The organism is Bradyrhizobium sp. CCBAU 11386 (assembly GCF_028128955.1).
Taxonomy (GTDB): domain Bacteria; phylum Pseudomonadota; class Alphaproteobacteria; order Rhizobiales; family Xanthobacteraceae; genus Bradyrhizobium.
On record NZ_LBKA01000250.1, the window covers coordinates 22,237 to 35,858 of the forward strand.

At 64.7% G+C, this 13,622-nt stretch carries 14 protein-coding genes; 11 read left to right on the forward strand and 3 right to left on the reverse strand.

Features of this window, described 5'->3' with window-relative positions:
• Positions 1-41: 41 nt before the first annotated feature.
• Genes XI09_RS32325 through XI09_RS32335 form a run of 3 tightly spaced genes read left to right on the forward strand, consistent with a single transcriptional unit; the run spans position 42 to position 2,659 of the window.
• Entirely contained in the window at positions 42-584 is a 543-nt protein-coding gene (locus XI09_RS32325) for an OsmC family protein (RefSeq protein ID WP_092191689.1), read from the forward strand.
• Between the two features lie 35 nt (positions 585-619).
• Positions 620-1,732, forward strand: coding sequence for an acyl-CoA dehydrogenase family protein (locus XI09_RS32330; RefSeq protein ID WP_271570475.1), 1,113 nt, complete (start codon positions 620-622; stop codon positions 1,730-1,732).
• A gap of 48 nt (positions 1,733-1,780) precedes the next feature.
• Positions 1,781-2,659 carry a sulfurtransferase gene (locus XI09_RS32335; RefSeq protein ID WP_135174146.1) on the forward strand — a complete coding sequence of 293 codons (879 nt, stop codon included), beginning with the start codon at positions 1,781-1,783 and terminating at the stop codon, positions 2,657-2,659.
• A 117-nt stretch (positions 2,660-2,776) separates the two neighbouring features.
• Here XI09_RS32335 and XI09_RS32340 read toward each other — a convergent pair whose 3' ends face one another.
• Positions 2,777-4,723, reverse strand: a complete 1,947-nt coding sequence (locus XI09_RS32340) for a sigma 54-interacting transcriptional regulator (RefSeq protein WP_271570476.1) — start codon at positions 4,721-4,723, stop codon at positions 2,777-2,779.
• 159 nt (positions 4,724-4,882) lie between these two features.
• Between XI09_RS32340 and XI09_RS32345 the strand changes: the two genes are divergently transcribed.
• The 4 genes from XI09_RS32345 (at position 4,883) to cynS (ending at position 8,938) form a co-directional block, all read left to right on the forward strand.
• Complete coding sequence (locus XI09_RS32345; protein ID WP_271570477.1) at positions 4,883-6,262, forward strand: CmpA/NrtA family ABC transporter substrate-binding protein; 1,380 nt, start codon at positions 4,883-4,885, stop codon at positions 6,260-6,262.
• Positions 6,263-6,464: 202 nt separating this feature from the next.
• The gene (ntrB, locus tag XI09_RS32350; RefSeq protein WP_271570478.1) at positions 6,465-7,304 is read left to right on the forward strand and encodes a nitrate ABC transporter permease; all 840 of its coding nucleotides are present in this window, start codon (positions 6,465-6,467) and stop codon (positions 7,302-7,304) included.
• A gap of 148 nt (positions 7,305-7,452) precedes the next feature.
• Positions 7,453-8,376 carry an ABC transporter ATP-binding protein gene (locus XI09_RS32355; RefSeq protein WP_271570479.1) on the forward strand — a complete coding sequence of 308 codons (924 nt, stop codon included), beginning with the start codon at positions 7,453-7,455 and terminating at the stop codon, positions 8,374-8,376.
• A 73-nt stretch (positions 8,377-8,449) separates the two neighbouring features.
• Positions 8,450-8,938, forward strand: a complete 489-nt coding sequence (cynS, locus tag XI09_RS32360; RefSeq protein WP_049823962.1) for a cyanase — start codon at positions 8,450-8,452, stop codon at positions 8,936-8,938.
• 60 nt (positions 8,939-8,998) lie between these two features.
• Here cynS and XI09_RS32365 read toward each other — a convergent pair whose 3' ends face one another.
• Complete coding sequence (locus tag XI09_RS32365; protein WP_271570480.1) at positions 8,999-9,322, reverse strand: DUF1476 domain-containing protein; 324 nt, start codon at positions 9,320-9,322, stop codon at positions 8,999-9,001.
• Between the two features lie 309 nt (positions 9,323-9,631).
• Here XI09_RS32365 and purC point away from each other — a divergent pair, with 309 nt between their 5' ends.
• Positions 9,632-10,399, forward strand: coding sequence for a phosphoribosylaminoimidazolesuccinocarboxamide synthase (gene purC / locus XI09_RS32370; RefSeq protein ID WP_008974302.1), 768 nt, complete (start codon positions 9,632-9,634; stop codon positions 10,397-10,399).
• A 13-nt stretch (positions 10,400-10,412) separates the two neighbouring features.
• On the forward strand, positions 10,413-10,652 hold the full coding sequence (gene purS / locus XI09_RS32375) for a phosphoribosylformylglycinamidine synthase subunit PurS (RefSeq protein WP_014494125.1): 240 nt from the start codon (positions 10,413-10,415) through the stop codon (positions 10,650-10,652).
• 106 nt (positions 10,653-10,758) lie between these two features.
• Here purS and XI09_RS32380 read toward each other — a convergent pair whose 3' ends face one another.
• Positions 10,759-11,775, reverse strand: coding sequence for a magnesium and cobalt transport protein CorA (locus XI09_RS32380; RefSeq protein ID WP_271570481.1), 1,017 nt, complete (start codon positions 11,773-11,775; stop codon positions 10,759-10,761).
• A 167-nt stretch (positions 11,776-11,942) separates the two neighbouring features.
• On the opposite strand from XI09_RS32380, the gene purQ reads away from it, so the two are divergent.
• Together purQ and XI09_RS32390 are read left to right on the forward strand one after the other, a co-directional pair.
• Complete coding sequence (gene purQ / locus XI09_RS32385; protein ID WP_271570482.1) at positions 11,943-12,644, forward strand: phosphoribosylformylglycinamidine synthase subunit PurQ; 702 nt, start codon at positions 11,943-11,945, stop codon at positions 12,642-12,644.
• A complete protein-coding gene (locus XI09_RS32390; RefSeq protein WP_271570483.1) occupies positions 12,641-13,621 on the forward strand; it encodes a tripartite tricarboxylate transporter substrate binding protein BugD in 981 nt (326 codons plus the stop codon). Before purQ ends, XI09_RS32390 begins: the two co-directional genes overlap by 4 nt.
• Position 13,622 lies beyond the last annotated feature (1 nt).

Genomic DNA, 13,622 nt, shown 5'->3' on the forward strand with positions numbered 1-13,622 from the left:
CGGTATCCTGCCGATTTCCTCGGCTGCCAGGGAGAAGACTGATGACTGCCGTCGTTCAAAAGACAGTGCTGACGGGTTGCCTCGCGCCCATCGACAAGAATGGGCTCGAGCAACTGATCGCGAGCGGCAAGGCCAATCCGAAGGTCGTCAAGACCTTGAAGTGCAAGACGGTCGCGGAAGGCAAGTTCCGCCACGCCAACTACATCCGCAATCTGCCGCCCTACATCGTCGACGAGCCGCCGGGCCTTCTGGGCGACGATACCGCGCCCAACCCGTCGGAAGCCTCGCTCGCCGCGCTCGGCTCCTGCCTTGCGGTCGGCCTGCACGCCAACGCCGTGCATCGCGGCTGGATCGTCAACAAGCTCGAGCTCGAGCTCGAAGGCGACCTCAACATCACGGCCGTGTGGGGTACCGGCGATGTCTCCGACAAGCCGGTCGGCTTCACCGACGTGCGCGTCAAGGTCGACATGGAGTGCGAAGGCATCTCGCAGGACGAGATCAACGCGCTTGTCGCCCATGTGAAGAAATGGTCGCCGGTCGCCAACACCTTCACCCGCCCGGTCAATCTCGAGGTCGGCATCTAGGCTGCCGGCAACAGGACAAGGTGCGGGAGACGATCATGGGTTCACTGGCTTTATCACGGACCGACATTTTGGATCAGCCCGCACCGTCCATTGCAGGCGAGGTGGCGCGGATCGCGCGCGAGCAGCTTGCGCCGCTCGCCGCCGGTATCGACGACGGCACGGTCTATCCGGCCGAAGTGCTGCGCGCATTCGGCGAGGTCGGCGCCTGGGGCAGTCACATGCCGCAGGAAGGTCCCGCCGATTTGCGCTGCGCCATCCAGGCGATGGCTGCGATCGGCGAGGTCTGCGGCGCCACGGCGTTCATGGCCTGGTGCCAGAACACGCTGGTCTGGTACGCGGCCAACTCCACCAATATGAAGCTGGCAAAGCGCTTCGGCGATGCGTTCTCGACCGGTCGCGTGCTCGGCGGCACCGGGCTCTCCAACCCGATGAAGAGCTTTTTCGGCATCGAGAAGCTCAAGCTGAAGGGGCGGAAGGTCGAGGGCGGCTACATCGTCCGCGGCGCTCTGCCCTGGGTCTCCAATCTCGGCCCCGATCATTATTTCGGCACGATCTTCGAGCGCGAGGATGAGCCGGGGCTCGTGATGTTCCTGGCCGACTGCTCCGATCCCGCGATTACGCTCACGCCATGCAAGCCGTTCCTCGCCATGGACGGCACTGGCACCTATGGCGTGCAGTTCCGCGACGTGTTCGTGCCGGATGAATTGATCCTCGCCGATCCCGCCGGTCCCTTCGTCAAGAAGATCCGCGCCGGCTTCATCCTGCTCCAGGCCGGCATGGCGCTCGGTGTGATCCGCGACTGCATCAACATCATGGACGAGGTCGACAATCCCCTCGGCCATATCAACCGCTACCTGCCGCAGCAGCCGGTGCACTTCCGCGATCTCGCCGCAGAGCTGGAGGCCGAGACCATGGCGCTGGCGCGCGATCCCTACAATGAGGAGGAGACCTACTGGCGCAAGGTGATCGCGCTCCGCTTGCGCGCCGGCGAGGCCAGCGTCGCGGCGGCGCATGCAGCGATGCTGCATTGTGGCGCGCGCGGTTACCTCAAGGGCCACCGCGCGCAGCGGCGCCTGCGCGAGGCCTATTTCGTCGCGATCGTCACGCCTGCCACCAAGCAGCTGCGCAAGATGCTCGCCGATTCCTGAGTTCTACGAGTCCACCCGAAGACCCCCAACCTCAACGGAGAGGCTGCCATGACTGACGTTCTGATCACTGCCGTCGAACTCGCCGATCTCTTGAAGCTAGAGCCGTGTGTCGTCATCGACACCCGCAACCCCGATGCCTATGCCGCCGGCCACCTGCCGGGCGCCGTCAACGTGCACGAGATTTTCACGTTCCTCGCGACCTCGACGCCGGAGGGGATGGCCGAACTGAAGACCAAGTTTGCCGACGCCTTCGGCGGCGCCGGTCTCTCCGGCAAGGAGACGGCTGTGATCTACGAGCAGTCGATGAACTCAGGCTTCGGCCAGTCCTGCCGCGGCTATTACCTGCTCACCATGCTCGGCTATCCCAAGGTGAAGGTGCTGCATGGCGGCTTCGATGCCTGGTCGGCGGCGGGCTTCCCGGTGACGAAGGACGTACCTACGCCGGCAAAGGCCTCGTTTGCGATCGTGCCTGAAGCGGGCGAGATCCTGATCGACGCGAAGACGATGCTTGGCGCCGTCGGCAAGCCCGGCATCGCGATCCTCGACGTGCGCGATGTCGACGAGTGGATCGGCGACAGCTCGTCGCCGTACGGCAAGGACTTCTGCCCGCGCAAGGGCCGCATCCCCGGCGCCGTCTGGTTGGAATGGTATCGCATGATGAAGCCGACCGCCGAAGGCCCGCGCTTCAAGTCCAAGGACGAGATTCTGGCCGAATGCGCCACCGTCGGCATCTCGCAGACCACGCCGGTCTATCTCTACTGCTTCAAGGGCGCGCGCGCCTCGAACACGTTCCTGGCGCTGAAGAACGCCGGCGTGAAGGACGTGCGGATGTATTTCGGCTCCTGGAACGAATGGTCGCGCGATCCGTCGCTGCCGATCGAGCAGGGACTGCCGATCGCATCCGATGTGACCACCAAGGCGGCGTGAGCGCGCGCCTCGTCCTTCGAGACGACCGCTTCGCGGTCTCCTCAGGATGAGGCTGAGCGGCATCGGTGCCCGTTGATACTGCTGCCGCACACTCCGTCCTCATCCTGAGGAGCCCGCCTAAAGCGGGCGTCTCGAAGGATGGGCCACTTGCGGACGGGGCGCGATCCCAAGCGCCTTGATCCGCGAGGCCAGCGTGGTCGGCTTGATATCCAGCATTTCCGCCGCGCCGCCGGGGCCGAACACTTTCCCCGCGCAGGCCTCGAGCGCGGCGAGGATGTTGGCGCGCTCGTGATCGCGCATCTCCGATGAGGTCATGACAGCGGGCCGCGCGTCGGCCTTCTGGCGCGCGGCGCCGGTCGGAGCCGGCGCGCCGGAGGTATCAGGCAGGTCGATGCGCAGGCGGCCGTTCTGCGACAGGATCGCGGCGCGCTCGATCACGTTCTGCAATTCGCGGACATTGCCGGGCCAGTCGTAGCGCGTCAGTCGCCGCGCATCGCCCTCCGACAGCCGCAGGTTCGACTTCAATGCCTTGCTCTCGCGCGTCAGGAAATGCTGGGCGAGCAGTGGAATGTCCTCGCGCCGTTCACGCAGGGGGACGGTCTCGATCGGGAACACGTTGAGGCGGAAATAGAGGTCCTCGCGAAAGCGGCCGCGCTGCACCTCCTGCTTGAGATCGCGGTTGGTCGCGGCGATGACGCGGACGTCGACCGCGCGGGTGCGCTCCTGTCCGACGCGCTCGAAATTGCCCTCCTGCAACACGCGCAGCAGCTTGCCTTGCAGTTCGAGCGGGATCTCGCCGACCTCGTCGAGGAACAGCGTGCCGCCGTCGGCGAGCTCGAACCGGCCGATGCGGTCGCGCGTCGCGCCGGTGAAGGCGCCGCGGACATGGCCGAAGAACTCGCTCTCGAACAATTCGCGCGGGATCGCGGCGCAGTTGACGCGGATCAGCGGCCGGTCGCTGCGGGTGGAATCCTCGTGGATGGCGCGGGCGATCAGCTCCTTGCCGGTGCCGGACTCGCCGGTGATCATCACGGCCGCGGTGGTCGGCGCCACCAGCTTGACCTGGCGCAGCGTCTTCTGGATCGCCTCGCTCTGGCCGATGATGCCGCGCGGATTGGTCTCGATGCGGATTTCCTCCTGGAGATAGGCGTTTTCCAGTTCGAGCCGCTCGCGCAGGCGGTCGACTTCGGTGAGCGCGGCGTGCAGCTTCTCGTCGGCCTCGCGGCGCTGGCTGACGTCGCGAAACACCACGACGGCGCCGACCACCACGCCGCGGTCGCGGATCGGGGTCGAGGTGTATTCGACCCAGGCCGGCGAGCCGTCCTTGCGCCAAAACACCTCGCCGTCGACCTGGTGCACGGCGCCGTCGCGGAACGCTGCGTAGATCGGGCAGTCATGGTTGTGATAGTGCCGGCCATCGTGATGGGTGTGGTGCACGATCGGGTGGATCTCCTTGCCGACCAGCTCTTCGGCGGTCCAGCCCAGCATGCGTTCGGCGGCAGGGTTGACGAAAGTGGTCTTTCCTTCCGCGTTGACGCCATAGATGCCTTCGCCGGCGGCGCGCAGGATCAGCTGGTTCTCGCGCTCGATGTCCTGGAAGACCCGCTCGACCCGCTGCCAGGTCGAGATGCCGCTGCGCATGTGGTCTTCGGCGGCGGCATCGACATTGCGGCGCCGGCGCGCGTCGAGATCGGTCAGCGTCAGCAGCACCAGCGTGCGGCCGTCATGGGGCAGGACGCAGCCGGCATATTCCAGCCTGAGATTTTGCCCGGTGGCATGGCGGGGGGTGAGCGCCGTAGTCCAGTAGGCGCCCTTGTGCAGCACGGCCTGGGTGAACACGGTCAGCGCCGGAAGCTGGCCGGCGTGCAGGGTGCTGGCCCTGGTCTGCCGCAGCAGCGCGCGGTCGTAGCCGAGCAGGGTGCAGGCGGCCGGATTGGCATCGATGATCTGGTCGGCATAGGGATCGACCAGCAGCGTGGCCTCGACCGAGGACTCGAATGCCGCGACGCGCGGATCGATCGCCTCGACGGTCTCGTCCTGGCTCAGCATTGGCGTCGTTGGCATTACGAAATCTCGTGATTAGACTACGAATTCTCGTGTAACACGAATTTTCGTAGCGGCCAAGCGCGACTAAAAGTGCTGCGTTATCAAGGCACTGTCCGGCCGAAAGGCGATGGCATGCTCCTTGCGTAATTCTAAATGCAATGACGCGCAGGAGGTCCGATGTCCACGTTCGACAATCCGTTTGATCCCGATCGCAACCTTCGAGCCGGCTGTGCCTGTGGCCAGCACCAATCCGCGGCGGAGCACGAGCAGGCCACGGCGTTGCGTTGTGATCCGGTCGAGAGTGAGGAGAAGCGCTACGAGGGCGTCGTCGCCTCCGCCGTGATGCGCGCGATGTTTCCGCAGGACGTGGCGCGGCGCGCCTTCCTGAAATCGGTCGGTGCGTCCACAGCGCTGGCCGCGCTGTCGCAGTTCTTTCCGATTCAGACGGCGACCGAAGTCTTTGCGCAGGCCGGCACGCCCGAGAAGAAGGACCTCAAGGTCGGCTTCATCCCGATCACCTGCGCGACGCCGATCATCATGGCGGCACCGATGGGCTTCTATTCCAAGCACGGCCTCAATGTCGAAGTGGTCAAGACCGCCGGCTGGGCCGTGATCCGCGACAAGACCATCAACAAGGAATACGACGCCGCGCACATGCTGGCGCCGATGCCGATCGCGATCTCGCTGGGGCTTGGCGCCAATGCGATTCCATTTGCCGTCCCCGCGATCGAGAACATCAACGGGCAGGGCATCGTGCTGGCGACCAAGCACAAGGACAAGCGCGACCCGAAGGACTGGAAGGGCCTGAAATTCGCGATCCCCTTCGACTATTCCATGCACAATTATCTGCTGCGCTATTATCTCGCCGAGCACGGCCTCGACCCCGATACCGACGTGCAGCTGCGCTCGGTGCCGCCGCCGGAGATGGTCGCGAACCTCCGCGCCGACAACATCGACGGCTTCCTCGCGCCCGACAACATCTGCCAGCGCGCGATCTATGACGGCGTCGGCTTCATGCACCTGCTCTCGAAGGAGATCTGGGACGGCCATCCCTGCTGCAGCTTTGCCGCCAGCCGCGAATTCATCACCACGGCGCCGAACAGCTTTGCCGCGCTGACGCGCGCCATCGTCGATGCCACCGCTTATGCGTCGAAGGCGGAGAACCGCAAGCAGATCGCCGAGGCCATCGCGCCCGCGAACTACATCAATGCGCCGGTCACGGTGCTGGAGCAGGTGCTGACCGGCACCTATGCCGACGGCCTCGGCGGGGTGAAGACCGACGCCAAGCGCGTCGATTTCGATCCGTTCCCCTGGCAGTCCTTTGCCGTGTGGATGCTGACGCAGATGAAGCGCTGGGGCCAGATCAAGGGCGACGTCGACTACAAGGCGGTGGCCGAGCAGGTGTATCTGGCGACCGATACCAAGAAGCTGATGACCGAGATGGGCCTGTCGCCGCCGGCGAGCAGCTACAAGTCGTTCGCGGTGATGGGCAAGACTTTCGATCCGGGCAAGCCGGAGGATTACGTCGCGAGCTTCAAGATCAGGAAGGCGTCGTGAGCAAGTCTCTCTCGCCCTTGTCGTCCCGGCCTAGTGCGCGCTGCGCACGGGGGCCGGGACCCATAACCCCAGGGAGATGTTTGGCGAAGACTCGTCGTTCGGTACTCCCACCGACCGCCATCGATAGATTCCGCGGTATGGGTCCCGGCCCCCGTGCGCAGCGCGCACTAGGCCGGGACGACGGGTGGAGAGATCTCGCAAGATGACCACCTCCCTCCGTCTCCGCGCCGGCCTCGTCTCGATCGTGCTGCTGGCCGCGTTCCTCGGCATCTGGCATCTCGCCACGCGCGCGACGGCGCCGGTCGCGACGATGAGCCCGGAATACGCCAAGCTGATGGGTCTCACCGCGACGCAGGGCAAATCCGCCATGCCGGGGCCGCTCGACGTCGGCGCAAAGCTCTGGGAGCATCTGAGGAGGCCGTTCTACGACAACGGGCCGAACGACAAGGGGCTCGGCATCCAGCTCGCTTATTCCATCGCGCGCGTCGGCACCGGCTATCTGCTGGCGGTGCTCGTCGCCATTCCGCTCGGCTTCCTGATCGGCATGTCGCCGCTGCTGAGCAAGGCGCTCGATCCCTTCATCCAGGTCTTGAAGCCGATCTCGCCGCTCGCCTGGATGCCGCTCGCGCTCTACACCATCAAGGATTCCTCGATCTCGGCGATCTTCGTCATCTTCATCTGCTCGATCTGGCCGATGCTGCTCAACACCGTCTTTGGCGTTGCCAGCGTGCGCAAGGAATGGATCAACGTCGCGCGCACGCTCGAGGTCGGCACCATCAGGCGCGCCTTCACCGTGATCCTGCCGGCGGCGGCGCCGACGATCCTGACCGGCATGCGCATCTCCATCGGTATCGCCTGGCTCGTGATCGTCGCCGCCGAGATGCTCGTCGGCGGCACCGGCATCGGTTACTTCGTCTGGAACGAGTGGAACAATCTCTCGATCACCAACGTCATCATCGCGATCCTCTTGATCGGGATCGTCGGCATGCTGCTCGACCAGATCCTCGCGCGCTTCACGCGCATGGTCACATTTCCGGAGTGAGTATGGCAACGCGCACCCCTCTCGTGTCCCGGGCGCATTGCGGCGCGCAGCGCTGCAGTGCTGAACCGGGACCCATTGCGGCGACATGGGTCCCGCATCTGCAGCGCACCGCTGCGCGCTGCACCGCGTGCGGGACACGAGACCTGACATGACCGACAAATTCATCTCCATCGAAGGCATCGCAAAACGCTATCCGGGCGCGGGCGGTGCCACGACCACCGTGTTCGAGAATCTCTGGCTGTCGATGCCGCGCGGCGAGTTCTGCTGCGTGATCGGCCATTCCGGCTGCGGCAAGACCACCGTGCTCAACATTCTCGCCGGCCTCGATGCGCCGAGCGAAGGCGCCGTCATCGTCGACGGGCAGGCGATTTCGGGCACGAGCCTCGACCGCGCCGTGATCTTCCAGAGCCACGCGCTGCTGCCCTGGCGCACCGTGCTCGGCAACGTCGCCTATGCCGTGAGCTCGAAATGGCGCAGCTGGGATCGGGCGAAGGTCAAGGCGCACGCGCAAACCTTCATCGATCTCGTCGGCCTGACGGGTTCGGAGCACAAGCGTCCCTCGGAGCTCTCCGGCGGCATGAAGCAGCGCGTCGGTATTGCCCGTGCGCTCTCGATCACGCCGAAAATGATGCTGATGGACGAGCCGTTCTCGGCGCTGGACGCGCTGACGCGCGGCACGCTCCAGGACGAGGTGCGGCGCATCTGTCTGGAGACTGGCCAGACCGCGTTCATGATCACCCACGACGTCGACGAGGCGATCTACCTCGCCGACAAGATCTTCCTGATGACCAACGGCCCCGGCGCGGTGCTGGCGGAGGTCGTCGAAAATCCGCTGCCGAAGGATCGCGGCCGCACCGACCTGCACCGCCATCCGCTGTACTACGCGCTGCGCAACCACATCATCGATTTCCTGGTGACGCGCAGCAAGACATTCGCGGCCGAGAAGCCCGATCACGATCCGCGCAACGTGCCGGTGGTGCATATCGGCAAGCCCGGGCTGACGGTCGCCTCCAGCGGCGAAGAGCAACGACAGACCTGGACACCCGGGACCAGTCCCGGACTCACTGCGTGATTTTGTAGACGCATGATCTACGGAAAACCGCTTCACACTTTTCCGGATCATGCTTTTGAAGGGAGACCCTGACATGAAACGCGAAGACCTCACCGAGAAGCTGCTCGACATCAAGCGCGAGAAGGGCTGGAGCTGGAAATACATCTGCGAGAAGATCGGCGGCTATGCGGAGGTGCTGATCGTCGGCGCGATCCTCGGCCAGATGAAACTGACGAAGCCCCAGGCCGCCAACGCCGGCGAGCTGTTCGGCCTGTCGAAGGCCGAGACCGCGATGCTCAACGAGGTGCCGATGCGCGGCACCGGCACGCCGATGCCGCCGACCGATCCCCTGATCTACCGCTTCTACGAAATGGTGATGGTCAACGGCCCGGCCTGGAAGGCGCTGATCGAGGAAGAATTCGGCGACGGCATCATGTCGGCGATCGACTTCGACATGGGAATCGAGCGCGTCGCCAACCCGAAGGGCGACCGCGTCAAGATCACCATGAGCGGCAAGTTCCTGCCGTACAAATATTACGGTGCCAGCGGCAACGTGCCGGAATATGGCTTCAAGGAGGGCTGACGCGGGCGAATTGCGAATAGCGAATAGGGGTCTATTCGCTATTCGCCACTCCCTATTCGCCTACTTGCCGGCCTTCACCTCGGCCGCGGCCACAGCGAGCAACTCGCTCATCTTGGCGCGAATCGCCTGCTCAGTGACGACGACGCTCTTGGCGGCGAAATCGGCCATGAGCTTGCGCAGGACATCGGCATCGCCGGCCTCCTCGAAATCGGCCGCGACCACCTCCTTGGCGTAGGCCGTGGCGGCTTCGCCGGATATGCCGAGCTTTTCCGCGGCCCACAGCCCGAGCAGCCGGTTGCGGCGGGCCTCCGCCTTGAACTTCTGCTCCTCGTCGAGGGCGAACTTCTTCTCAAAGCCTTCCTCGCGCTTGTTGATCTCGCTCATGCCTTTTCCAATTCCCTGCTGACTGGACCCGGTGGCCCTCGTTGCGACAGCCCCGGCGCATGCCTAGATAAGGAGCACGAATCGGCAAGACAACGGGCCGTTAAGCCGCAGGCAAAACGGTATAAGTTGGTGCCGGACGGCCGGATCGATTGTGCTCGGACAGCCAATCGGATAGGTTGCCTAAAGGCTTGGTTCCCGTTCTGTTTCTACGGGTTCCCGGCCGTTCACGGCAGCTCCGCTGTGGGTCGTAATCCTAGTCAACCGGAGCACACCAAATTCATGGATTTCAACAAAACACGGTACATCCCAATGAGCCGTCGGCGTCGCATTTATGAAGGCAAGGCAAAGGTTCTTTACGAAGGCCCGGAGCCCGGTACCCTGATCCAGCACTTCAAGGATGACGCCACCGCGTTCAATGCGAAAAAGCATCAGGTGATCGAGGGCAAGGGTGTCCTCAACAACCGGATCTCGGAGTATCTGTTTCAGCACCTCAACGACATCGGGGTGCCGACCCACTTCATCCGCCGCCTCAACATGCGCGAGCAGTTGATTCGCGAGGTCGAGATCGTGCCGCTGGAAGTGGTGGTGCGGAACGTTGCCGCCGGCTCGCTGTCGCAGCGCCTCGGCATCGAGGAGGGCACGCAGCTGCCGCGCTCGATCATCGAATTCTACTACAAGAACGACCAGCTCAACGACCCCATGGTGTCGGAAGAGCACATCACCGCCTTCGGCTGGGCGACGCCGCAGGAGATCGACGACATCATGGCGCTCGCCATCCGCGTCAACGACTTCCTCACCGGCCTCTTCCTCGGCATCGGCATCCGCCTCGTCGACTTCAAGATGGAGTGCGGGAGGCTGTTCGAGAACGAAATGATGCGGATCATCGTCGCCGACGAGATCTCGCCGGACTCCTGCCGTCTCTGGGACATCAAGTCGAACGAGAAGCTCGACAAGGATCGTTTCCGCCGCGATCTCGGCGGGCTGCTGGAGGCCTATACCGAAGTTGCAAAACGCCTCGGCATCCTCATGGAGAACGAGCGTCCGGCGGGCTCCGGCCCGGTGCTGGTGAAGAGCTAAAGGGGTTTTCGACGTGAAGGCACGTGTCACCGTTACCTTGAAAACGGGCATCCTCGATCCGCAGGGCAAGGCCATCGAAGGCGCGCTGAAGTCGCTCGGCGTCGACGGCGTCGCCAGCGTCCGCCAGGGCAAGGTGTTCGACATCGAGCTCGCCGGCGCCGACAAGGCCAAGGCGGAAGCCGCGCTGAAGGAGGCCGCCGACAAGCTGCTGGCGAACACCGTGATCGAGAATTACCGGGTCGAGATCGTCTGACCCTGTCATATCCTCACGTGAGGAGCGCGAAATGCGCGCTCCTCGGGATGAGGAGTTGGACCGGTTGTGACGCTGCATGCGGGCTTGCTGGCCAGCGCTTTCGCGCTCACAGCCATCCGACGTGACGGAAGCGCCAATAGAGCGCGCCGCATGCCATCAGCATCACGCCGAGCAGCATGTAATAGCCGTATTCCCATTCCAGCTCCGGCATGTGCTTGAAGTTCATGCCGTAGATGCCGGCAAGCGCGGTTGGGATCGCGATGATCGCGAGCCAGGAGGCGAGCTTCTTGGAGACCGCCGTCTCCTGCGCCTGTCCCACCAGCAGGCTCGCTTCGAAGGCGAAGGCCAGCACCTCGCGCATGGAATCGATGCGCTCCTGGATGTTCCTGACGTGGTCGGTGACGTCGCGGAACAGCGGCTGCATGGTCGCGCGCACCATCGCCAGCTCGTCATGCTCCAGCCGGCGGCAGACCTCCACCAGCGGGCCGATCGCAGTCCTGAGCCGCAGCAGGTCGCGGCGCAGCATGTAGAGCCGCTCGATCTGCGCCTTGCTGATCGGCTTGGAGAGCACGTCGTCCTCGATGCTCTCGACCTCCTCGTGGATGCTCTCGAGCACGGGCGAGTAGTTGTCGACGATGAAATCGAGGATGGCGTAGAGGATGTAGTCCTCGCCGCGCGCGAGCGCGCGCGGGCAGCTTTCGCAGCGTTCGCGCACCGGTGTGTAGGAGGTCGAGGCGCCGTGGCGCACCGAGACCAGATAGCCTTCGCCGACGAAGATGTGGGTCTCGCCGAAGGCGATCCGGCCCTCGACCAGCTGCGCCGTCCGCGCCACGATGAACAGGGCCTCGCCATATTGCTCGATCTTCGGCCGCTGATGGGCGTGATTGGCGTCCTCGATGGCGAGATCGTGCAGGTCGAACTGTTTCTGCACCGCGCTGAGCAGGGCCATGTCGGGCTCGTGCAGCCCGATCCAGACCACGTGGCCGGGCTTGGCCCGCCAGCTCGAGGCCTCGCTGATGGCGATGTTGGCGACGCGCCGGCCGTCGACATAGGCACCCGCGGCGACGACGCCTTCGGCGGACACCGGTTCGGAGAGGGATGCGGGCAGCGACGGGACGTTCATGGCTTCAATCCCGGGCAAGATCGTCAGGCAAAAGTGCCGTGGCTATGGCCTGTGTACAAGGCCGCCCGGCAAGGCTAGCACTGGTAAAATCCACGTCAAATGGCTATGTCTCTTCGCGAATTGGCCCTTTGGCCAGCCCGATTCCCGTCACCGTCGGAACCCCTGCCATGAAAGCCGCCATCCTCGTCTTTCCCGGAATCAACCGCGAGCGCGACATGGCGCGCGCGCTGAGGCTGATCTCGGGCAGCGAGCCCGCGATGGTCTGGCACGCCGAGACGTCGCTCCCGGCAGGCACCGATCTCGTGGTCGTGCCCGGCGGCTTCTCCTACGGCGATTACCTGCGCTGTGGCGCAATCGCAGCGCGTGCGCCGGTGATGGATGCGGTGCGCGACTATGCGGCCAAGGGCGGCCTCGTGCTCGGCGTCTGCAACGGTTTTCAGATCCTCTGCGAGTCCGGCCTCTTGCCGGGCGTCCTGATGCGCAATGCGCAGCTGAAATTCATCTGCCGCGACGTGCATCTGCGCGTCGAGCGCTCCGACACGCCGTTCACCCGCGGCTACAATGCCGGGCAGGTGATCCGCGTCCCCGTCGCACACGGCGAGGGCAACTACGAGGCGGATGAGGAGACCATCAAGCGCATCGAAGGCGAGGGGCGGGTGCTCTATCGCTACTGCTCGGCCGACGGCGCGGTTGACGAGCACCACAACATCAACGGCGCGGCGCATTCGATCGCCGGCCTCGTCAACGACAGGGGCAATGTGCTCGGCATGATGCCGCATCCGGAAAACCACGTCGAAGACATCATGGGTTGCACCGACGGCCGCGGCCTGTTTGCCGGTCTCGTCCAGCATCTGGAAAAGGCCGCGTGATTTCATTCGTGCTGAAGCGGCTTCTCGCGGCGCTGTCGCTCGCAACACTTTCGCTTGGAAGTGCCGCATTCGCCCAGGATTTCCCCAAGCGTCCGATCACCATGATCGTGCCGTTCGCGGCCGGCGGCACCTCGGACGTGATCGCACGCACCGTCGCCGAGCAGATGGGCATCGCGCTCGGCCAGACCATCGTGATCGAGAACGTCGCCGGCGCCGGCGGTTCGACCGCGCTGGCACGCGCCTCCCGCGCCGAGCCTGACGGTTACACCATCGCGATTGGCAATGCCGGCACCAATGCCGCGACCTACACGATCTATCCAAAGCTGCCGTTCACGCCGGAGTCCTTCGTGCCGATCGCCATGGTGGCGAAGACGTTCGGCATCATCGCGATCCGGAAGGATTTTCCGGCGAAGGACCTCAAGGAGTTCATCGCCTACGCCAAGGCCAATCCGGGCAAGATCAATCTCGGCCATGCCGGCGTCGGCTCCTCGAACTATTTGATCTGCAAGAGCTTCGTCACCGCTGCCGGGATCGACGCGACGCTGGTCGGCTATCGCGGCGCCGCGCCTGCGCTGACCGATGCGGTCGGCAGCCAGATCGACGGCGTCTGCGACGCGGCCGCCTCGGTCTCGCAGTCGATCAACGAGAAGCTGGTGAGGGGGCTCGTGGTCGGCTCGACCGTGCGGCTCGCGACGCTGCCCGACCTGCTGACGTCTGCCGAAGCCGGCCTGCCCGAATTCGAGGCGCAGGGCTGGAACGGCCTGTTCGCGCCCAAGGGCACGCCGCCGGCCGTCATCGCCAGGCTGAATGCGGCGGCGCGCACCGCCGTGGAGACCGACGCGGTGAAGAAGCGCTTTGCCGACCTCTCGACCGTTGCGCCCGACGACAACGAGCATACGCCGGAGCTGCTTCAGCAGCTCGTGACGCGCGACGTCGAGAAATACCGGAAGATGCTGGCGGACGACGCCAAGCCATAGC